This is a genomic window from Streptomyces sp. NPDC017943 (assembly GCF_044328425.1).
Classification (GTDB): Bacteria; Actinomycetota; Actinomycetes; order Streptomycetales; family Streptomycetaceae; genus Streptomyces; species Streptomyces djakartensis_A.
On record NZ_JBIRHH010000003.1, the window covers coordinates 273,949 to 292,976 of the forward strand.

The 19,028-nt window shown below is 76.7% G+C and carries 17 protein-coding genes; 5 read left to right on the forward strand and 12 right to left on the reverse strand.

Going from position 1 to position 19,028, the window contains the following annotated elements:
* Positions 1-7: 7 nt before the first annotated feature.
* Positions 8-1,486, reverse strand: coding sequence for an aminotransferase class I/II-fold pyridoxal phosphate-dependent enzyme (locus ACH4C6_RS10570; RefSeq protein ID WP_398108176.1), 1,479 nt, complete (start codon positions 1,484-1,486; stop codon positions 8-10).
* A 168-nt stretch (positions 1,487-1,654) separates the two neighbouring features.
* On the opposite strand from ACH4C6_RS10570, the gene ACH4C6_RS10575 reads away from it, so the two are divergent.
* From ACH4C6_RS10575 to ACH4C6_RS10590, 4 genes are all read left to right on the forward strand, one after another.
* Positions 1,655-2,830 carry an amidohydrolase gene (locus tag ACH4C6_RS10575; RefSeq protein ID WP_398108177.1) on the forward strand — a complete coding sequence of 392 codons (1,176 nt, stop codon included), beginning with the start codon at positions 1,655-1,657 and terminating at the stop codon, positions 2,828-2,830.
* A 62-nt stretch (positions 2,831-2,892) separates the two neighbouring features.
* Positions 2,893-3,426: a DoxX family protein gene (locus ACH4C6_RS10580; RefSeq protein WP_398108178.1), complete on the forward strand. Its 534-nt coding sequence runs from the start codon at positions 2,893-2,895 to the stop codon at positions 3,424-3,426.
* 78 nt (positions 3,427-3,504) lie between these two features.
* Positions 3,505-4,068, forward strand: coding sequence for a hemerythrin domain-containing protein (locus ACH4C6_RS10585; protein ID WP_398108179.1), 564 nt, complete (start codon positions 3,505-3,507; stop codon positions 4,066-4,068).
* Positions 4,069-4,397: 329 nt separating this feature from the next.
* Positions 4,398-5,717, forward strand: a complete 1,320-nt coding sequence (locus ACH4C6_RS10590; protein WP_398108180.1) for an MFS transporter — start codon at positions 4,398-4,400, stop codon at positions 5,715-5,717.
* Positions 5,718-6,804: 1,087 nt separating this feature from the next.
* Here the strand turns inward: ACH4C6_RS10590 and ACH4C6_RS10595 are convergent.
* The 10 genes from ACH4C6_RS10595 to ACH4C6_RS10640 form a co-directional block, all read right to left on the reverse strand.
* The gene (locus ACH4C6_RS10595) at positions 6,805-8,214 is read right to left on the reverse strand and encodes a PfkB family carbohydrate kinase (RefSeq protein WP_398108181.1); all 1,410 of its coding nucleotides are present in this window, start codon (positions 8,212-8,214) and stop codon (positions 6,805-6,807) included.
* Positions 8,211-8,846: an SIS domain-containing protein gene (locus ACH4C6_RS10600; protein ID WP_398108182.1), complete on the reverse strand. Its 636-nt coding sequence runs from the start codon at positions 8,844-8,846 to the stop codon at positions 8,211-8,213. The genes ACH4C6_RS10595 and ACH4C6_RS10600 overlap by 4 nt, the downstream gene beginning before the upstream one ends.
* 76 nt (positions 8,847-8,922) lie before the next feature.
* Positions 8,923-10,200: a glycosyltransferase gene (locus tag ACH4C6_RS10605; RefSeq protein WP_398108183.1), complete on the reverse strand. Its 1,278-nt coding sequence runs from the start codon at positions 10,198-10,200 to the stop codon at positions 8,923-8,925.
* Positions 10,197-11,162, reverse strand: coding sequence for a glycosyltransferase (locus ACH4C6_RS10610; protein WP_398108184.1), 966 nt, complete (start codon positions 11,160-11,162; stop codon positions 10,197-10,199). Before ACH4C6_RS10610 ends, ACH4C6_RS10605 begins: the two co-directional genes overlap by 4 nt.
* On the reverse strand, positions 11,159-12,232 hold the full coding sequence (locus ACH4C6_RS10615; RefSeq protein ID WP_398108185.1) for a glycosyltransferase family 9 protein: 1,074 nt from the start codon (positions 12,230-12,232) through the stop codon (positions 11,159-11,161). Before ACH4C6_RS10615 ends, ACH4C6_RS10610 begins: the two co-directional genes overlap by 4 nt.
* The gene (locus ACH4C6_RS10620; RefSeq protein ID WP_398108186.1) at positions 12,229-12,885 is read right to left on the reverse strand and encodes a D-glycero-alpha-D-manno-heptose-1,7-bisphosphate 7-phosphatase; all 657 of its coding nucleotides are present in this window, start codon (positions 12,883-12,885) and stop codon (positions 12,229-12,231) included. The genes ACH4C6_RS10615 and ACH4C6_RS10620 overlap by 4 nt, the downstream gene beginning before the upstream one ends.
* On the reverse strand, positions 12,882-13,955 hold the full coding sequence (locus tag ACH4C6_RS10625) for a glycosyltransferase family 2 protein (protein WP_398108187.1): 1,074 nt from the start codon (positions 13,953-13,955) through the stop codon (positions 12,882-12,884). The genes ACH4C6_RS10620 and ACH4C6_RS10625 overlap by 4 nt, the downstream gene beginning before the upstream one ends.
* Positions 13,952-15,628, reverse strand: a complete 1,677-nt coding sequence (locus ACH4C6_RS10630; RefSeq protein WP_398108189.1) for a carbamoyltransferase — start codon at positions 15,626-15,628, stop codon at positions 13,952-13,954. The genes ACH4C6_RS10625 and ACH4C6_RS10630 overlap by 4 nt, the downstream gene beginning before the upstream one ends.
* Before the next feature lie 74 nt (positions 15,629-15,702).
* Entirely contained in the window at positions 15,703-16,668 is a 966-nt protein-coding gene (locus tag ACH4C6_RS10635) for an NAD-dependent epimerase/dehydratase family protein (protein ID WP_398108190.1), read from the reverse strand.
* Positions 16,669-16,986: 318 nt separating this feature from the next.
* Positions 16,987-17,514 carry a hypothetical protein gene (locus tag ACH4C6_RS10640; protein ID WP_398108191.1) on the reverse strand — a complete coding sequence of 176 codons (528 nt, stop codon included), beginning with the start codon at positions 17,512-17,514 and terminating at the stop codon, positions 16,987-16,989.
* 197 nt (positions 17,515-17,711) lie between these two features.
* On the opposite strand from ACH4C6_RS10640, the gene ACH4C6_RS10645 reads away from it, so the two are divergent.
* Positions 17,712-18,380, forward strand: coding sequence for a hypothetical protein (locus tag ACH4C6_RS10645; RefSeq protein ID WP_398108192.1), 669 nt, complete (start codon positions 17,712-17,714; stop codon positions 18,378-18,380).
* A gap of 49 nt (positions 18,381-18,429) precedes the next feature.
* Here the strand turns inward: ACH4C6_RS10645 and ACH4C6_RS10650 are convergent, their stop codons facing one another.
* Positions 18,430-18,753 (reverse strand): hypothetical protein, encoded by a 324-nt coding sequence (locus ACH4C6_RS10650; protein WP_398108193.1) that lies wholly within the window; start codon positions 18,751-18,753, stop codon positions 18,430-18,432.
* Positions 18,754-19,028 lie beyond the last annotated feature (275 nt).

Sequence of the window (19,028 nt, forward strand, 5' to 3'; positions counted from 1 at the left end):
CAACATCTCAGTCGTGAGGAACCGCCTCGCGTGCCACCACCCGCAGCGTGCGGACGAAAGGGTCGGCCGCGTCCGGGATGAGGACGCCGTGCTCGACGCCGCTGCGCAGGTAGTCCACCACCGCGTCGGTGATGACCTCGCCGGGTGCGATCGCGGGCACACCGGGCGGGTAGGGGCTCAGCATCTCGGCGGAGATCCGGCCCGCCGCCCGCTCGGCGGGCACGTGCTCGACCGGGGCGAAGAACGCCGCGCGGGGCAGCATCGCCTGCTCCAGCTCCAGGGTGGCGGGCTCGGGCAGCCGGACCGGCGGGCGCCGCTCGATCGAGTCGGCGTGCTCCACCAGCGCGCGCAGGGCGTCCACCAGGACCTGCTCGGTCTCGTCGTCGTCGGCGAACGTGATCGAGGCGCTGATCCGGCAGGTGTCCGAGCCGCCGACGTCCACGTGCCGGTGGGTGCGCAGCCACTCGGCGGCCTGCATCCCGCTCACGCCGAGCCCGCGCACGTCGATCACGAGCTTGAGCGGGTCGAACTCCGCGGCGAGCCCCTCCTTCACGATCTCCCCGCCCATGGGCCTCAGCCCGGGCAGCGCGGCGGCCTCCGCGCGGATCCGCTCGACCCGGCGCAGTGCCGTGTCGAGCAGCCCGTGTCCCTGCTCGACCATGTGGCGGCGCCAGCCGTCGAGCGTGGCGAACACCAGGGACGAGGCGCTGGTGGTCCCGAGCAGGTCCTCGCGCTGCTTCAGCACCTCGGACGAGACGCGGTCGTACTGGAGGTGGAAGACGGAGCTCTGCTCCACCACCCCGCCCATCTTGTGCACGCTGGTCACGACCAGGTCGGCCTCGGCGTCCATGCCCCACGCGGGCAGCCCGGGGTGGAAGGGCAGATGGGCACCCCAGGCCTCGTCGACGATGAGCGGCACGTCGTACTCGTGGCACACCCGGGCCACGCCCCGGATGTCCGCGCACGAGCCCCAGTCCGTGGGCGTGATGAGCAGCATGCCCTTGGCGTCGGGGTGCTCCCGCAGCCGCCGGCTCACGTCCTCCGGCTCGGGCGGATGGGCCATGTGCCGCTCGGTGTCGAACTTCGGGTGGACCCAGATCGGCTCGACGCCGTTGACCACGACCGCCGCGATCACCGACTTGTGGGCGTTGCGGGACAGCAGCAGCTTCTCCCCGGGCCCGGCCACCGACAGCATGGCCGTCTTCACCGACAGGGAGCTGCCGCAGGTGGAGAAGAACGCGTGCTCGGCCCCGACGGCGTCGGCCATCAGCTCCTGCGCCTGGCCGATGACGCCCTGCGACTGGCGCCGGTCGTCCAGGCCGTTGAGGGAGAGCACGTCGGAGCGGAACACGTCCAGCCCGACGATCTCGGCGACCCGGGGGTCCACTCCCCTGCCCTGCTTGTGGCCGGGCGGCCCGTAGGCGATGTCGCCCCGGCGCCGGAACTCCTGCAGCGCCTCCAGTACGGGCACGCGCGAGTGGTCCATGGTCGTACCTCCCGGATCCGGCCCGCCGGCCGCCGCACACCGGCCGCGCGGTCGGGACCCGGCGGGTACACCCACCGTGTTGCACTGCGGCACCGGACGAAACACACACGGTGTCGACCCGCCCGGCCGTGAAACCCGGCCCGGCGTGGCGAGGCCGAGGAGGAGTACGTGAGCGACAACCGTGACGACGTGCACGCGTCCGTCCGCGCGCAGGTGGCGGCCCGGGCCGACGCCCTGTGGGACGTGGCCCTGCGGCTGCACGAGGATCCCGAGCAGGCCTTCGCCGAGCACCGCGCGGCCGCCCTGCTCTCCGGCGAGCTGGAGCACGCCGGTTTCGCCGTGGAGCGGGAGGTGGCGGGGATGCCGACCGCGTTCACCGCGCGCTCGGGCCGGGGCCGGCCCGCCGTCGCGCTGCTGATGGAGTACGACGCGCTGCCCGGTCTGGGCCACGCCTGCGGCCACAACCTGATCGCGGCGGCGGGCCTGGGAGCGGCGCTCGCGGTGGCCTCGGCCGTCCCGGCGGACGCCGGGACGGTGCTGGCCGTGGGCACCCCGGCGGAGGAGGGCGGGGGCGGCAAGGCCCTGGAGGTCGAGGCCGGGGTGTTCGACGACGTCGACGCCGCGCTGATGTTCCACCCCGGCGTGTACGACTGGGTGCGGGCGCCGCTGACCGCGCAGGTGCAGTACCGGGTGGCCTTCCACGGCCGCGCCGCCCACCCCACCGGCAACCCGACGGAGGGCGTCGACGCGCTGGCGGCCCTCGTGGAGCTGTTCAACGTGCTGGCGGTGCTGGGGCGGCGGTTGCCGCAGGGTTCGCACGTGCAGGGCATCGTCACCCACGGCGGCACGGCCACCAACATCGTCCCGGACTTCGCGCAGGGGCGGTTCGGGCTGCGGGCGGCCACCACCGGGGCGCTCCAGGAGCTGACGGAGCAGCTGCGGACGTGCGCCGAGGGCGTCGCCCGGGCCACGGGCACCACCGCCGAGGTCGAACGGGTCACCGTGCGCTACGAGCACTTCCGGGACAGCGCCGCGTTGTCCGAGCGGTTCGCCGCGCACCTGGCCGAGGCCGGCATCCCCCTGTCCCCGCCGGTGCCCGGGGTCTTCCTGGGGTCGTCCGACATCGGCAACGTCAGCGGCCGGGTCCCCTCCATCCATCCGTTCGTCGCGATCATGGGCGAGGACGGCTCCGACCACACCCCCGAGTTCGCCGCGGCCGCCGCCTCGCCCCGGGCCCGTGAGGTGCTGCTCGCCGTGACGCGGGCGCTCGCCTGCACCGCCGCCGACGTGCTGCTCTCCGGGGAGCTGCGGGCGCGGGCGTGGGCCGCGCACCGCGCGGCGTGAGTGGTCCCTCCCGCCCGGGGAACCCGGCGTGCAGTGGTTCCACCGACACCCTGGAGAGGGACATGAGTCTGTTGCGCGTGCTCGGCCGCCCCCTGCTGGCCTCGATGTTCCTGGCGGGCGGGGTGAACTCCGTCCGCGACCCCAAGCAGGTCGCCGAGGCCGCCGAGCCGGTCGTCAAACCGGTCACCGACCGCGTGTCCGCGCTGCCGGACCGCACCGAGCAGGCGGTGCGGCTGAACGGCGCCGTGCAGGTCGTGGCCGGGCTGATGCTGGCCACCGGGCGCATGCCGCGGCCGGCCGCCCTGGCCATCGCGGCCACGCTGGTGCCCACGACGCTGGCCGGGCACCGCTTCTGGGAGGCGGACGACCCCGAGGAGCGGGCCCAGCAGCGGATCCACTTCCTGAAGAACCTGTCCATGCTGGGCGGTCTGCTGATCGCGGCCGACGACACCGGCTCCCGCCCCTCGCTGCTCTGGCGCGGCACCCACGCCGCGCGCGGGGCGCGGCGCGACGCGGGCCTGGTGCGGCGCTCGGCGCGCGCCACCGCACGCCCGGCCGCCACGGCCGGCCGGGTCCGCGCCAAGCTCCCCGTCTGAGCCGCCGCCCGCACCGGGCGGCGGGCCGCGCGTTAGCCCCCGAGGGCCGGGGGGACCCGGGGGCCGGAGGTGAAGGACATGGGACACGGAGGCAACGTCATCGACGAGCTGGTCACCGACCACCGCGAGGTCGAGGAGATGTTCGGCAGGATCGAGGCCCTGCCGCCCGGCCACGAGGACCGCAAGGTCTACGCGGACCAGGTCACCATCGAGCTCGTCCGGCATTCGGTGGCCGAGGAGGCGTATCTCTACCCGGCCGTGCGGGAGCACGTGACCGGCGGGGACGCCCTCGCCGACCGGGAGCTGCGGGACCACGCCACGGCCGAGCAGATCATGAAGGACCTGGAGGGCTGTGACGCGGGCGACGCCGAGTTCGACCGGCTCGTCGGCATGCTGATGAGCGAGATCCGCTCGCACGTCGCCGACGAGGAGGGCAACCTCTTCCCCGCCCTGCGCGAGGCCTGCCCGCCGGATGCGCTGGAGGAGCTGGGCGAGAAGGTCCGCAGGGCGAAGAAGGCCGCCCCGACCCGGCCCCACCCGGCGGCCCCGGACAAGCCTCCGGCGAACAAGCTGCTGAACCCGGGCGCCGGCATGGTCGACCGGCTGCGGGACGCCCTGTCCGGCCGGGGCAAGTTCGAGTAGCGCATCCGCATCCCGAAGGGCCCGTCGCCTCCTGGGCGACGGGCCCTTCGCCGTGCCTGTGGCCGTCGTCACGTGGAGTGACGTGCGAGGGCCTCATGATCATCAACTGTGATCAACCCCACGCGGTCCGTCAACGTGCCCCGACGCGCGGGGTGTTGGGACACCCGGGGCGGGGTGTGCCGTGCCGGGGGAACGTCGCAGGGGTCGCCCTCTGTCACGATGGTCCGCGCCGTAACCCGGCGAGGGGAGCCACCGCGCAGCGCGGCCGGTGCTCTCGTTCCCCCGCCTCCCTCCGCTGAGTCCCCGACTCGTCTTGCGAGTACCGTCCTGTGTCTTCGTCGCCCTCCCATGCCCAGTCCGCCTCCCGCTCGCCCTGGCGTTCGCTGAGGTACCGCAGCATGCGCTGGTGGTCCGTCGCGAACTTCGTGTCGAACGCCGGCACGTGGATGCAGCTCACCGTGCAGAACCTGCTGGTCCTGCAGATCACCGGCTCCGCCGCCGCGACCGGGCTGTCGATGTCCGTGCAGGCCGCGCCCGCGCTGCTGATCAGCGTCTTCGGCGGCGCCGCCGTCGACCGGTGGCCCCGGAAGCTGACGGCGGCCGTGAGCCAGGCGCTGCTCGGGACGATCGCGTTCACCACGGCCGTGCTCGTGGCGCTGGACCGGATCGACATGACCTCGCTGATGGTGCTGGCCGCGCTCACCGGTGTCGTCGCGACCGTCGACAACCCGGCGTGCGCCCTGCTCGGCAACGACCTCGTCCCGCCGGAGGACGTCCCCTCGGCCATCGGGGTCGGGGCGCTGGTGCACCAGGCGGGCCGGCTCGTCGGCGCGGCCATGGCCGGGGTGGCGGTCGGGTTCCTCGGCACGTCGGCCGCGTACTTCGCCAACGGCCTGTCCTTCCTGTTCGTGGCCTCGGTGATCCCGTTCCTGCGCCCGGCGCCGGGAGCGGTGCGGCAGGAGGTCCCGGTTCCGGCAGGCGGGGACGGGCAGCCGGCCGGCCTCACCGTGCGGGAGGGACTGGCGTTCTTCGCGCGCCGGCCGCGGCTGGTCGCCCTCGCCGGGGTGACCGGGATCAGCGCGGTGTTCGGCCGGAACTACGGGCTCACCCTGGCCGTGCTGGTGACCGGGCCGCTCGCGGGGGGCGCCGGTTCGTTCGGCACGGTGTCGACCGTGCTGGCCCTCGGCGGCATCCTCGGCGCGGTGCTCGGCGCCCGGCTGCGGCGTCCCTCCGTCCGGCTGGTGGGCGCCCTCGCGGCGGCGGGCGCGCTGCTGCAGGTGGTGGCGGGTCTGTCGCCGTCGCTGGCGGTCCTGATCGTGCTGGTGCTGCCGATGGCCGTCGTGGAGTCCGTCTCCGACACCGCCGGCACGTCCGTGCTCCAGACGGACCCGCCCGCCCATCTGCGCGGGCGCGTGCTGGGCGTGTGGGGCAGCATCGGCACGGTCTGGGGCCTGGGCGGCCCGCCCGCCCTGGGACTGCTGATGGAGCTGGCCGGGGCACGCGGCGCCCTCGTCACCGGCGGTCTGATCATCGCCGGTTCGATCGGCGCCGGGTACGCGCTGCGCCGGCGCCGGGCCCTGACGCCGGTCCTGCTGCGCAAGGACCAGGACGACATGCCGGGCCGCCCGGCCCTGAGCGCGGCGGCCTGAGAACGGCGGGGCCGCCGCGCCCCCGGGTACCGCCTGCTCCCGATGCGCGGGCAGGGCGGACCCGGACCCGCCCGGTAACACGGGCAGGGCACCGACGGGCGCGTCCGACCACTCCGAGCGCCACTCGATGCGCCACGGCTGCGGCGAGGCCCCGGGCCCCGGCGGCCCGGCGGCCCAGCGGCCCGGCGGCCCGGCGGCCCGGCGGCCCGGCGGCAAGCGTCCGACCCACGTCTCCGGGCGCGCCTCTCCCCACGGCCTCGTGAACATTTCGCGCACCCCCGGCCGCCCGCCGTTGTGCGGGTGCCGCCGGTCTTGCACGGCGGCGGACTCGACGGCCGTGGGCCGCGCGGCCGGGGTCTCGGCGACCACGCCTGATCCCCCGGGCACACGGGGACACCCATGCGGGCCGGGAACCCCGCCGCCGAAACACGCCCGGATGACCGATGGCCTCCGGGCGAGCCGGTCAAAACGCCCGGACGGCCCGGCGCGCCCCCCAGCCGCCGTCGCGGCGACTACGCCCGACCCCTGGGCACAACGTGCGGGCACCTTCGCAGGCCGCGAACCCCGTCGCCGTCGCCGCAGCGCGCCCGCGCGACCGGTGCCCTCCGGCCGATTTGGTCAGCGCCCGGACGGCCCGAGGCCGTCGAGCCCGCCGGTGGCCGCCCGGCGGCGTGCTCGACCGGCCGGGCGACGCATCCGCCGACGCGGCGACCACGCCCGGCCCCGGGGCACAACACGCGGACACCCGTGAGGGCCGCGAACCTCGTCGCTGCAGCGCGCCGGGCGACCTATAGCCTTCGGCGACCCGGTCAGCGCACGCACGGCCACGAGCCGTGCGCCCGTCGGCATGGCGGCCACGCTGGCCTCGGGGCACTCGCTGACACCGCCGCAGGCCGGGAACCCGTCGTCGTCGCCACAGCGCCGGGCGACCGACGGCCTCCGGCCGAACCGGACAGCGTGCGCACAGCCCTCAGCCGCGCGGCCGCCACCGCGGCGCACGCCCGGTCCTCCAGGCACGCGGGGACACCCGTGCGGGCCGCGGACCTTGTTGCCGTCGCCGCAGCGCCCGGGCGACCGGCGCCCCCCGTCAAGGGCTGGACGGGGGGCCGGGGGTCGGGGAGGCGGCCTTGGCCGCCCTGCGGGCCAGGAGGGTCGTGGAGCGGCCGTCCAGGTACGGCAGTACCACCGCCTGGCCGCCCCACGTGCGCAGGACCTCCGCCTCGGGCAGGTCCTGCACCGAGTAGTCGCCGCCCTTGACCCAGACGTCGGGCCGCAGCCGGGCCAGGACCGCCTCGGGGGTGTCCTCCTCGAACACCGCGACCGCGTCCACACTGCCGAGCGCGGACAGGACCCGGGCCCGGTCGGCGGCCGGGTTGAACGGACGGCCCGGGCCCTTGCGGCGGGTGACGGACGCGTCGGAGTTCAGGCACACGATGAGGCAGTCGCCGATGCGCCGGGCGCTCTCCAGCAGACCCACGTGACCGGCGTGGACCAGGTCGAAGCAGCCGCCGGTGGCGACGACGGTGCCGCCGCGCGCCCGGACGCTCTCCGCGAGGGCGAACGCGTCGGAGGCCGGGTCACCGGCGGCAGAGGGCACCGGCTCGGTGCGCCACAGGTCGGGGTTGCCGGCCCCGCCCGCGGCGACGAACGCGGCCGCCTCGGCGACGGCCCGTTGCAGGGCCTCCTCGGGGAGCAGGCCGTCGGCGAGGGCCGCCGCCGTCGTCGCCGCGAAGCAGTCGCCCGCCCCGCACGGGTCGCCGTCGGCCCGGAAGGGGACGGGCACGAGCATCGGCGTGGCGGATCCGGGCCGGGTGAGCAGGACGCCGCGTTCGCCGAGGGTGACGGCGACACCGGCGGCGCGCCACAGCTCGGCGAGGTGCGCCCCACGCTCGGCGTAGGCGCCCAGGGACGTGTCGCCGGAGCCGGGGCACAGGGCCCGTGCCTCCGCCGCGTTGGGGGTGACCAGGCGGGCCCCGGGCACGGGCGGGTCGCCCTTGGGGTGCGGGTCCCACACCAGGGGCGTGCGCCGCGCCACGTCCTCCAGGAGCGGGCGCAGGGCACCCGCGGTGCGGCGGCCGTAGTCGGCGACCAGGACGGCACGGGCGTTCGCGAGCGCCTCGCGGACGGCCTCGTCGGGCTCGCCGGGGGTGCCGCCGCCCCGGTCGATGCGCACGACGGGCCGCCCGTCCGCGAGGACGCGGGTCTTGACCGGCAGGGTGCCGTTCAGCGGGATCTCCAGCAGGCGGACCCGGTCGCGCAGGTCGCGGCGCACGGCCTCGCTGGCCTCGTCGTCGCCGAGGGCGGTCACCAGGACCACGTCCCGGCCGCCGCGCGCGGCCAGCGCGGCGGCCAGTCCCGCACCGCCGGGGTGGCGCCGGTCGCCGGTGACGTCGACGACGGGGGCGGGGGCGTCGGGGGCGAGGCGGGTCGCCACGCCCTCGATGTCCTCGTCGAGCAGGACGTCGCCGACGACAGCGAGGGGCTTCGGGCCGGTCATGAGGCGCTCCCGCGGGTGAGGACCGTGCGCCGGGCCAGGGACGCGGACACGGCCGTGTCGAAGCACTCGCAGAGCAGGTGCACGGCGACCAGGTGCGTCTCCTGGACGTTCGCGGTGCTGTCGGCGTCGACGCACAGCGCCTCGTCGGCGGCCTCCGCCAGCGGGTTGGGACCGCGGCCGGTGAGGGCCCAGACGCGCAGTCCGGCCTGGCGGGCGGTGACGGCGGCGGCGACGAGGTTGGCGCTGCGGCCCGAGGTGGACAGCAGCATCAGGACGTCGCCGGGACGGCCGTGGGCGGCGACCTGCCGGGCGTAGACCTGGTCGAAGCCGTAGTCGTTGCCGATGGCGGTCATGCTGGAGGTCTCGGCGTGCAGGGAGATCGCCGAGTAGGCGCGGCGCTCGCGGCGGTAGCGGCCGACGAGCTCGGCGGTGAGGTGCTGGGCCTGGGCGGCGCTGCCGCCGTTGCCCGCGGCGAGCAGCCGGCCGCCGCCGCCGAGGACGCCGGCGAGCCGGCCGCCCCAGTCTGCGACGCGGTCCAGGCCGTCCCGGCGGAACCGGCCGAGGGCCTCCTCCAGCGACCGGCAGTGCAGGCGGGCGGCGTCGAGGCCGGACTGTGCGGGGGATTCGCTCATGCGGATCGGGCGCACCGCCGTGCGGGGACGGCGGGGACCCACACCTCCTTCGGGCGGTAGGCGGGACGGGCGGGGGTCAGCCGGCGCCGGTGGCGGCGGACTCGGTGTCGAGGACCGCGCAGTAGGCGGCCTCGGTCGCCGCGGCGACCCGGCCCCAGCCGAACCGGCTCAGGACCCGGCGGCGGCCGGCCGCGCCGCAGGCGGCTCGGGCCGCGGGGTCGGCGAGCAGTCCGGCGACGGCGCGGGCCAGGGCCTCGGGGTCGCCGGGCGGCACCAGCCGGCCGGTGGCGGGGTCGGCGACGGTGTCGAGCTGCCCGCCGACCGCGCTGGCCACCACGGGCACGCCGCAGGCCATGGCCTCCAGCGGGACGATGCCGAACGGCTCGTAGTCGGCGGGGCACACCACCACGTCGGCCGAGCGCAGCAGCGCCGGAACGTCCTGGCCGGCGACGGCTCCGGCGAAGCGGACCCGGTCGGCGACCCCCGCGTCCCGGGCGATGCCGCGCAGTCGCCGCACCTCCGGGTCGTCGTCGAGCCGGTCCGCCGGCGGTCCGCCGATGACGACCAGTTCGGTCTCGGGGAGCCGGGCGAGGGCGGTGACGGTGACCGCGGCGCCCTTGCGGGGCACCAGCCGGCCCAGTTGCAGCAGCCGGTACGGGTGGGGTCCGCGGGGTGCGGCGGGCCCCTCGGGGGTGAACCGTTCGGTGTCGACGCCGCACGGCACGACGGTGACCTTCTGCGGCGGAACGCCCATGCGGGCCAGCTCGTGCACCTCGTCGCGGCAGGTGGCGACGACCCGGTCGCAGCCGAGCCCGATCTCGATCTCGCCCGGGATGCGCTCGGGCGGACTGGTGTCGGCCAGCCGCTGGTGCCGTCGCTTCACCGTGCCGAGCGCGTGGTAGGTGTGCAGCAGCGGCAGCCCGTGCTCGCGGGCGGCGTGCATCGCGGCGAGGCCGGACATCCAGTAGTGCGAGTGCACCACGTCGGGGGCGCGGGTGCGCCAGCTGCGGGCGAGGTAGCGGCCGAAGGCGTCCATGTGCGGCAGGAGTTCGTCCTTGGGCAGGGCCTCGGCGGGCCCGGCGGGCACGTGGTGCACCTCCACGCCCTCGCACAGCCGCACCCGGGCGGGCAGGTCGGGCGCGTCGCGGCGGGTGTAGACGGTGACGAGGTGGCCGCGATCGGCGAGGGCGGCCGCGAGGCTGGCCACGTGGACGTTCTGGCCTCCGGCGTCGACCCCGCCGAGCGTGGCGAGGGGGCTGGCGTGCTCGGAGACCAGGGCGATCGCGAGGGCGCCCGGGTCGAGTCCGTCACCGCCGAGGGGCCCGGCGGGGAAGGCGCTGAGGGACGGGGTCATGAGCACACCTCCGTGATCAGTCGCTCCCAGTCGGCCAGGAAGCGCTTGAGCCCGTAGCGTTCGAGGGCCGCCTGGCGGGCGCGCGCCCCGTCCGCCGCCGCGGCCTCGGGCTCGTGCAGGTAGTGGCGGGCGGCCCGGGCCAGGGCCTCGGGCCGGGTGGACAGGGCTCCGGCGCCGGGCGGGACGGCCTCCACCGCCTCGGTGGTGGCGAGCGCGAGGACGGGCATGCCCAGGTGCATGGCCTCCAGCAGCGACAGCCCCAGGGAGGTCCAGCGCACCGGGTGCAGGTACATGCGGCGTTCGGCCATGGCCGCGTGCAGCTCGCTCTGGGGCAGGTCGGCGGCGCTGCACCGGTCGGGCGGCAGGCCGAGGTGGGCGGCCAGGTCCGCGGTGCCCATGCCGAACACGTCGACCGGCACCGCCTCGGCCAGTCCGGGCAGCAGGTCGGTGCCGGTGTGGCGGCCGCGCCGCACGGGTTCGTTGACGACGACGGCGGCGCGGGCGAGCCGGCCGGTGTAGCGGTGGCCGGGGTCGACGATGCCGTGCTCGATCACCTCGGTGCGGGTGCGGCCGCAGTCCCAGAACAGCCGGTTGAAGTGGGTGACGTGCACGAGCGTCAGGTCGGTGCGGTCGGCGCACGGGTGGCGGGTGTCGGGCACGTCGCCGTCGGGCGCGTTGTGCTCCAGGTACACGGCGGGCACGTCCCGGCCGGGGCGGCGGCCACCGAGCCAGCGTTCGGCCAGCTCGCTCTCGTGCGGGCGTTGCAGCAGCACGAGGTCGACCGGTGTGTCGCGGAGCTGCTCGGGGGTGACCTCGCGCACCGACGCGGGCCAGGCGAAGGTGCGGGCCCGCCCGAGACCGTCCGGGTCGCGGCCCGGGGTGACGGGGACGAGGTAGGTGTGCGGGCCCTGGACGAACGCGGTGGTCCAGGAACCGTGCACGTGCCACAGCAGGATGTTCATACGGTCGCTCCTCGCTCCGTCTGTTCTCCCTGGCCGGCGGGGTGGTCGGTGAGGGCCGCGACGGCCGCGAGCACCTCGGCGTCGCCGATGGCGTCCAGGCAGGGGTGTCCGGGCACGGGGCAGTGCCGTGCCCGGGTGTCCGCACACGGGGCCCGCCGGTCGCCCAGCAGGATGTGCGGCACGCCGTAGGGGGCCCACCGTTCGGCTGGCACGACCGGCGCGAAGAGGCTGACCACGGGCGTGCCGACGGCCGCGGCGAGGTGGGCCGGGCCGGTGTTGCCGGCCACGACCGCCCGTGCGCCGGCCAGCACCCCGGCGAGCTCCGGCAGATCGGTGGCGCCGCCGAGGTCGAGGGCGTGCCGGCCCGCGACCCGTGCGGTCAGCCCGCTCTCGGCGCGTCCGCCGGTGACGACGACCCGGTGCCCGGCGGCGGACAGCGCGGCCACGGCCTGGGCGGCCCGTCCGGGCGTCCAGGCTCGGGCGGGGACGGCGGCGCCCGGGTGGACGACGACGTACGGCTCGGGTCCGGTGAGGTGGGTGGTGCGCGGTGGCGGTGTCACCGCGAGGGCGCCGTCGTCGCCGTCGGGCAGCGCGAAACCGGCGGCGTGCGCCAGGTCGAGGGCGGCGAGCACCTCGTGGCGGTGGGGCCGCCTGCGGTGCCTGAGGTCGAGCAGGGCCCCGGGGTAGTCCTCGCAGTCCGCGCCGGTCCAGCCGATGCCGGCCAGCTTCAGCAGCAGGGCGGCGGGCAGGGGGCTCTGGTGGTAGGACACGAGGACGAGGGCCCGGTCGAAGCGGCCGGCGGTGAGCGCGCGCATCAGTTCGCGGGTCGCCGCCCGGCTGACCGGCGCCGGTTCCAGCCCGACCCAGGGGGCGTCGTGCACCAGCACGTCGTCCACACCGGGCAGCATCCGCGCGGCCGCCGCGCCCTGGGGTCCGCACAGCAGCGCGGTGTGGGACGACCCGGCGGCGACGGCGCGCACGGCGGGACCGGCCAGCAGCACGTCCCCGGCGCTGTCCAGGCGCACGACGAGGGTGCGGGGGCGACGGTCGCGCGACGGCAGGGGGGTCATCGCGCCTCCTCGGCCGGCCGGCCCGCGCGGTGGTCGGCCGCTCGGTGGAGGGGGCCGTCCGGGTCGAGCACGAGGCGCACCGCCGTCGGCAGGTCCGGGGCGGTGTGGTCGGCGTCCTCGATCTCCCCGGCCCGGGTGACGGGCGTGGGGACCAGGACCCCGTGGGCGCCCGCGGCCCGCGCGGCCCGTATGTCGGCACCGATGTCGCCGACGACGACCGTGCGCCGCGGGGGGACGCCGAGGTGGCGGCACGCGGCGACGACGAGGCCCGGGGCCGGCTTGCGGCAGCCGCAGCCCTCCCCCGGTCCGTGCGGGCACACGGCCCAGACGGCGAACGGCCCGAGCAACTGGTCCACGCGCAGGCGGACGTCCTCCACCTGGCGGCGGGTCAGCAGCCCCCGGGCCACGCCCGACTGATTGGTGACGACGCCGACGGGCACCCCGGCGGCGCGCAGGGCGTCCACCGCCTCGCGCGCTCCGGGCATGGGCGTGACGCGGGCCGGGTCGCCGTTGTAGGGGACGTCGGCGACGAGTGTGCCGTCGCGGTCGAAGAGGACGGCCGCCGGGAGCGGGTGGCCCGGGCCGCGCGGGGGCCGCCGCACGGGGGGTTCGTGCGGCGCGGTGAGCAGCCAGGGGCCGTCGGCGGGGGTCACGACCGCTGCCGTTCCCTGGCCGGGGGGCGGGAGGGGGGTGCGGGCTCCCCGGCGCCGGGCGGGACGAGCGGACCGGCGTTGCGATGCTCGATCCGGCCGCGCAGCCAGTGCCAGGTCGCGGCGGGCGGCACGAGGGCACTGGTCGCGGCCATGGTGAGCACCTCGTCGCGGGTGGCCGGGCCGGGCAGGATCCGGGCGAGCGCGAACTCGGTGGTGCCCGCGAGCCATGCTCCGGCCCACACCGCGGCCGCGCGGTGCCGGCCCAGCAGGGTGCAGCCGAGTGCGGTCACGGCGGCCCCCGTCACCGCCAGGTGCAGCGGCAGCCGTCCGCGGGGTGCTCCGGCCCGGCGCCACCAGTGGCGGCCGTGCAGCCGGGTCATCAGCACGTCGTCGGCGTTGCCGGCCTGGAGGCGGACGGAGATCCAGCGCCCGGCCGGCCGTACCGGGTGGGTGGTGGCGCGCCGGCCGGTGGTGAGGGTCCAGCCCGCGTCCAGGACGCGCAGGGCCAGGTCGGCGTCCTCGCGGAAGGCGCGCCGGAAGCGTTCGTCGAAACCGCCGACGGCCACCAGCGCGGCCCGGCGGTACGCCATGTCGGCGGTGATCCAGCGGGCCCCGGCGAGTCCGGCGGTGTTGCGTTCCCAGTCGGTGGGGCGGCGGTCGGGCGGCAGGGGCACCTCGATGCGGGCGGTGATCGCGGCGGTCCGCCCGGTGGCGGCCGCGAGGTCCAGGGTGAGGTCGTCGCCCCAGGTGGGGCCGGGGACGACGTCGTCGTCGAGGAACACGATCCAGGGCACGTCGCCCGCCGCGCGCCAGCCGAGGTTGCGTGCGGCCGCGGGTCCGCGCGCCCCGCCGGGCACGACGATCGTGCGCGCGCGCAGGGCGGGCGGGACGTCGGCGGTGAGGGGCACCCGGGACGCGTCGGGCCGGTCGTCGACGAGGACGACCCGTACCGGGCCCGGTCCCGTCGCCTCGGCGAGTGCGTGCAGGCACTTGCCCAGGCTGGGCCGCCCGAGGGTGGGGATCACGACGGCGTAGGCGGCGTCCCGGGCCGGTGCGCCGAAGTCGGTCATCGCGGGCCTCCGGCGTCGTCGCTGCGGGAGTCGGTGCGGAACAGGTCGCCGCGCCGGATCGCGTACGGGCCGATGGCCAGCAGGTCGACGGGCGAGGAGCCGAAGCACTCCAGGGCGTCGCGCGGGTCGTCGACCATGGGCCGGCCGGCCGTGTTCAGGCTGGTGTTGACGACGACGGGCAGTCCGGTGAGCCGCTCGAACTCCTCGAGCATGCGGGCGACCAGCGGTTCGCGGTGGCGGTCGACGGTCTGGATGCGGGCCGTTCCGTCGACGTGCACGACGGCGGGGATGCGGTCCCGCCAGGCGGGGTCCACGTCGTGCACGAACAGCATGTACGGGCTGGGCAGCGGGCCGTCGAAGATGCCGGCGGCCCGGTCGGCCAGCACCATCGGCGCGACGGGCCGGAACTGCTCGCGTCCCTTGACGTCGTTGAGCCGCTCCAGGTTCCCGGCGTGCCCCGGGTGGGCCAGCAGGGAGCGGTGGCCGAGGGCCCGCGGGCCGTACTCGGAGCGGCCCTGGAACCAGGCGACGATCCCGTTGTCGGCGAGGGCCCGGGCGACGGTGGCGGCGATGTCCGCGGGGCGCTCGAAGGGGACGGCCGCGGTCTTCAGCCAGGCGCCGAGTTCCGCGTCGGACCAGTCGCGGCCGAGGTCGGCGCCGGCCATGGCCTCCGGCATGTCCCCCTCGCGCGCGGACAGCAGCAGGGCGCCGCCCAGGGCGGTGCCCGCGTCACCGGCGGCGGGTTGCACCCACACGCGGGAGAACGGCCCCTCGCGGGCGATCCGGGAGTTGGCGACGCAGTTCAGGGCGACGCCGCCGGCCAGGGTGAGCACCCGGTCGTGGGTCCGGCCGTGCAGCCAGCGCACCAGGTCGAGCAGGGTCTCCTCCAGGACGGCCTGGGCGCTGGCGGCGACGTCGGCGTGGTCCTGGGTCCACGGCTCGTCGGCCCCGCGGGGGGCGCACAGCTCGTGCCAGGGCACGCCCGCGGCGTGGAAACCGCCGTCGCCGGTCGGGTACACGTGGCGGCGCAGTTCGGCGAGCATGCGGGGGCTGCCGTGCGAGGCCAGGGCCATCACCTTGAACTCGTCGGAGGAGCGCAGGAATCCGAGGTGCTCGGTGAGTTCCTCGTAGACCAGGCCGAGCGAGTGCGGCAGGTCCTGCGCGTACAGGGCTTCGAGCCGGTCGCCCACGCGGCGCGCGGCCAGGTGGGAGGCGCGCTCGCCGCGGCCGTCGAGGACCAGCACGGAGGAGTCGCCGGCGTCGGGGGCGGCGAAGGCGCCCGAGGCGGCGTGGGCCATGTGGTGCGGCACGAAGCGGACCCGGCCGGCGTCGAGGCCGGGCAGCGCGGTGCTCAGGAAGGCCGGTGCCTCGCGGGCGTAGGTCAGCCGCAGGTGGTCCCAGGGGTCGTCCAGGCCCATGTCGGCGGCCGGCCGGGCCAGTTCGGGGTCGAAGGAGTAGGCGACGGCGTCGAGGTCCTGCGGACGCAGCCCGGCCCGCTTCAGGCACCAGGCGGCGGCCTGCTCGGGCAGTTCCCACGCGGAGAACGGCAGGGGCCGCTTGCCGTGCTTGCGCCGGGAGAACCGCTCCTCCTCCGCGGCGGCGACGGTCCGCCCGTCGATCACCAGGGCGGCGGCGGGGTCGTGGAAGAGGGCGTTGATGCCGAGGATGCGCATGACGGGCGGGCCTTTCGGCGGTCGGGACGGATCCGGACGCGGCGGGGCGGCGGGGGGGGCCACCCCGGGCGGGCTCAGGCGTCCGCTTCGTGCTCGCGGAACCAGGCGATGGTGCGCCGCAGTCCTTCCTCGGCGCGCACCTGCGGCTCCCAGCCCAGCTTGTCGCGGGCCAGGGTGATGTCCGGGCAGCGCACGGCCGGGTCGTCCACCGGGCGTTCGATGTAGCGGATCTCCGAGGGGGATGCGGCGAGTTCGACGACCAGGCGTGCGAGGTCGAGCATGGTGATCTCGCCGGGGTTGCCGATGTTGACCGGGCCGCGCATGCCATGGGCGGCCGCGGCGAGGATGCCGCGCACGGTGTCGTCGACGAAGCACAGCGACCGGGTCTGCCGGCCGTCGCCGGTCACGGTGAGGGGCTCGCCGGCCAGGGCCTGCCGGACGAACGTCGGCACGGCGCGGCCGTCGTGGCCGCGCATGCGGGGGCCGTAGGTGTTGAACAGCCGCACGATGCAGGTGTCGGTGCCGTGGGTCTCGGCGTGGGCGGTGGTCAGCGCCTCGCCGAAGCGTTTGGCCTCGTCGTAGACACTGCGCGGGCCGACGGGGTTGACGTTGCCCCAGTAGCGCTCGTCCTGCGGGTTCTGCTGCGGGTCGCCGTACACCTCGGAGGTCGAGGCGAGGACGAAGCGGGCCTCGCAGGAGTGGGCGAGCTCCAGGGCGTTGCGGGTGCCGAGACTGCCCGTCTCCATGGTGTGCAGCGGCAGCCGCAGGTAGTCCGCGGGGGACGCCGGGGAGGCGAAGTGCAGGACGAGGTCCGGCGGGCGCTTGACGCGCAGGCCCTCGGCGACGTTCGCCTGCACCAGCGTGAAGCCGGGCCGGTCGAGCAGCGCCGTGATGTTCTCGGGACGGCCGGTGCTGAAGTCGTCCACGCAGGTGACCTCGGCGCCCGCGTCCAGCAGGGCGGCGCACAGGTGGGAGCCGACGAACCCGGCACCGCCGGTCACGACGGCGTGTCTCCAGTTCCGTGAGAAGGCGGTGGTCATGGGTCGGTTCCCTCCGTCAGCGGCGGCACTGCCCGGCGCGACCTCGCGCCCGGGGCCATGGGGTCCGGGGCCGTCGAGCCTGTGACCAGCGTCCGTCGGCGGTCGGCGTCCGGCACGGTCGCTTACGGCGAACCGGTGAATCACGCGGAGTGAGGAGGGGGGTCCGTCCGGGCGTCGGTGCAGGTCACGCGGGGTGGCCGGACGCGCGGGGTGGTCCAGTGGGGAGCACCGGCCCGAACGCGCGGGGCGGTGCGGGCCGGATCGGGCGGGCTGGCGGGCTGGCGGGCGGGCGGGCGGGCGGGCGGGCGGGCGGGCGGCTCAGCCGATCAGGGTGCGGCCCGGGGCGAGACGGTCGGCCAGCTGCGCCTGGTGCAGTGCGGCCACGGGCCCGACCAGGTCGGGGTGGCGCAGCAGCGCGGCGGCGCCGAGGTCGCCGTCGTCGGGGGCGACGAGCCGCCGGAACGCGGCCGGTGAGCCGTCGGTGTGCATGCCGCCGGCGAGGGCGGCGACCGCCCGGCCCGCCAGCTCCGGGTCGGCGAGCAGGCAGGCCGCCCAGCTGGCGACGACCTCGTCCACCCAGGTCCGCCAGGCGTGCGCGTCCTCGTCGTCGTCGAGGACCGCGTGCGCACCGGTCACCCGGTCCAGCCGGGCCGAGCCGCCGGGGCCGGCGATGCCGAGGAGGGCGACGTCCATCTCGGTGGGGTACCTCAGCCACGCCGCGACCGTGACGGCCTGGCGGGCCTGCGCCTCGCACAGGGCGGAGGCCAGCGCGCCGCCGGAGGCGGGGAAGGCGCGGTGCAGCCACTGCGCGGTCGCCGCTATGACGGGGGAGAGATCTGCGTGCACGGCGGCCGTCCGAACGAAGGGGGCGGGAACTGGTCGTAGACGGTAGCCGCCGCCTCCGGCGCCGGGACGTGACGCGGGCCTCCTCCGCGGTGTGGCCTCGGCCACAGCACGGGAGCCGTGCCCAGCCGGTGCCGGGGGCGCCGCCGTCCGGCCGCACGGTCCGTTTCGCCGGGGCGGGGCCCGGGCACCCGGCCGCCGTGTCGAGCAACGAAACCGCGGGCCGCGCCCGGCCGTCGACGCGCCTGCTGCGTTTCGACGGCTGGATCGCGGGGGTCGGCACGGCGTCGGGGGCGCGTGCGGTGCTCGGCCATTGGGCGGACTCGCCGTTCGGGCCGTTCAGCGACGTGATGTTCGAGGGGGCCGACGGACGGCGGCTGCTGCTGGCGCCCACGCGGGAGACGGCGGACTTCATCGCCGGCCTGTACGTCTTCGACGAGGTGCGCGTGGTGCCGGTGGACGTCCGCGTCACCGGCCGGCGGCACTGGTCCGTGACCGCCCCGCCGCTCACCCTGCGGTTCGGCACCGGCCGCCGGGGGCTGCCGGGCCTCGCGCTGCGTGCGGTGCCGCCCGCTCTCGCCACCCGGCGGGGATGGATCGCCCTGTGGGACCGGCCCGCCCGCCTGCTGCTCGGGGCGGGCACCCACGGCAGCGTCCGGCCCGGACGGCATCAGTGGTACGGCGCCCGGGACCTGCACCGCATCACCTCGGCGAGCGCCGACTACGACGGAGCGGACCTCGGCCCGCTCGCCCCTGTGGAGCCTCCCGTACGGTTCGGCCCGGGCTCGACGCCCCGGGGACCCTGCCTGGTCCGGGTCACCACCCAGGTGGCCGTGGCGGACGACGGCACGTCGGCGGCGGCCCCGTGAGACACCGCCGTCGACCGGCCGCCCTGCTCGGGCGGGGCGCCGCGCCGTCTCACCAGTAGCGGCTGCTCAGGGCGGGCTGGTGCGCCAGGTCCACGGCGTCGCGCAGCCGCAGGGCGACGCTGATGGTGGCGCGCAGCGCGGAGGACGGGACGCTCTGGGCCGTCTCGGTGGCCAGCACCAGCAGACAGGCCGCAGCCTGCTCGACCACCGAGAGCGGCAGGATGAAGTCGCTGTCGGCCGCCGCGCGGAACGCCTTCAGCGGGACCCCGGCCCCGTCGATGGTCCGCTGCGCGGCCTGCTCCAGGTACTGGGCGGCCTGTTCGCACACCGGGGCGGGCAGGGCGATGGTGCGCTGGAACGGTGAACTCGTCATGAGCCACTGCTCCCCCGGCGGCGCCCGGCTCTGTCGGCGCGCGGCGGCTTTTCACCGTCCCGCGTGACGACGCGTGGCGAATGTCCCCGCGCCGCGCGACACCGCCAAGTCGAGTACTGCGACGAGCCGGTGGGCCGGGCCCGTCCCGGTGGCCATGACCGGCGGGGTGTGCAGGGCCGGGCTGCCGGATCCGCGGCGGGGCAGGGCCCGCAGACCGGGGCGGGCCCGCAAGCCGGGACGACAGCGGAGGCCGGGGCGGCGCCGGGGGCCGGGGC

What these genes read in the sequence shown, in the direction of transcription:
- ACH4C6_RS10605 (WP_398108183.1), bottom strand. Translation starts at nt 10,200, where the DNA reads ATGACCCCGTCCCTCAGCGCCTTCCCCGCCGGGCCCCTCGGCGGTGAC.
- ACH4C6_RS10570 (WP_398108176.1), bottom strand. Translation starts at nt 1,486, where the DNA reads ATGGACCACTCGCGCGTGCCCGTACTGGAGGCGCTGCAGGAGTTCCGG.
- ACH4C6_RS10650 (WP_398108193.1), bottom strand. Translation starts at nt 18,753, where the DNA reads ATGACGAGTTCACCGTTCCAGCGCACCATCGCCCTGCCCGCCCCGGTG.
- ACH4C6_RS10630 (WP_398108189.1), bottom strand. Translation starts at nt 15,628, where the DNA reads ATGCGCATCCTCGGCATCAACGCCCTCTTCCACGACCCCGCCGCCGCC.
- ACH4C6_RS10585 (WP_398108179.1), top strand. Translation starts at nt 3,505, where the DNA reads ATGGGACACGGAGGCAACGTCATCGACGAGCTGGTCACCGACCACCGC.
- ACH4C6_RS10610 (WP_398108184.1), bottom strand. Translation starts at nt 11,162, where the DNA reads ATGAACATCCTGCTGTGGCACGTGCACGGTTCCTGGACCACCGCGTTC.
- ACH4C6_RS10635 (WP_398108190.1), bottom strand. Translation starts at nt 16,668, where the DNA reads ATGACCACCGCCTTCTCACGGAACTGGAGACACGCCGTCGTGACCGGC.
- ACH4C6_RS10625 (WP_398108187.1), bottom strand. Translation starts at nt 13,955, where the DNA reads ATGACCGACTTCGGCGCACCGGCCCGGGACGCCGCCTACGCCGTCGTG.
- ACH4C6_RS10580 (WP_398108178.1), top strand. Translation starts at nt 2,893, where the DNA reads ATGAGTCTGTTGCGCGTGCTCGGCCGCCCCCTGCTGGCCTCGATGTTC.
- ACH4C6_RS10595 (WP_398108181.1), bottom strand. Translation starts at nt 8,214, where the DNA reads ATGACCGGCCCGAAGCCCCTCGCTGTCGTCGGCGACGTCCTGCTCGAC.
- ACH4C6_RS10600 (WP_398108182.1), bottom strand. Translation starts at nt 8,846, where the DNA reads ATGAGCGAATCCCCCGCACAGTCCGGCCTCGACGCCGCCCGCCTGCAC.
- ACH4C6_RS10615 (WP_398108185.1), bottom strand. Translation starts at nt 12,232, where the DNA reads ATGACCCCCCTGCCGTCGCGCGACCGTCGCCCCCGCACCCTCGTCGTG.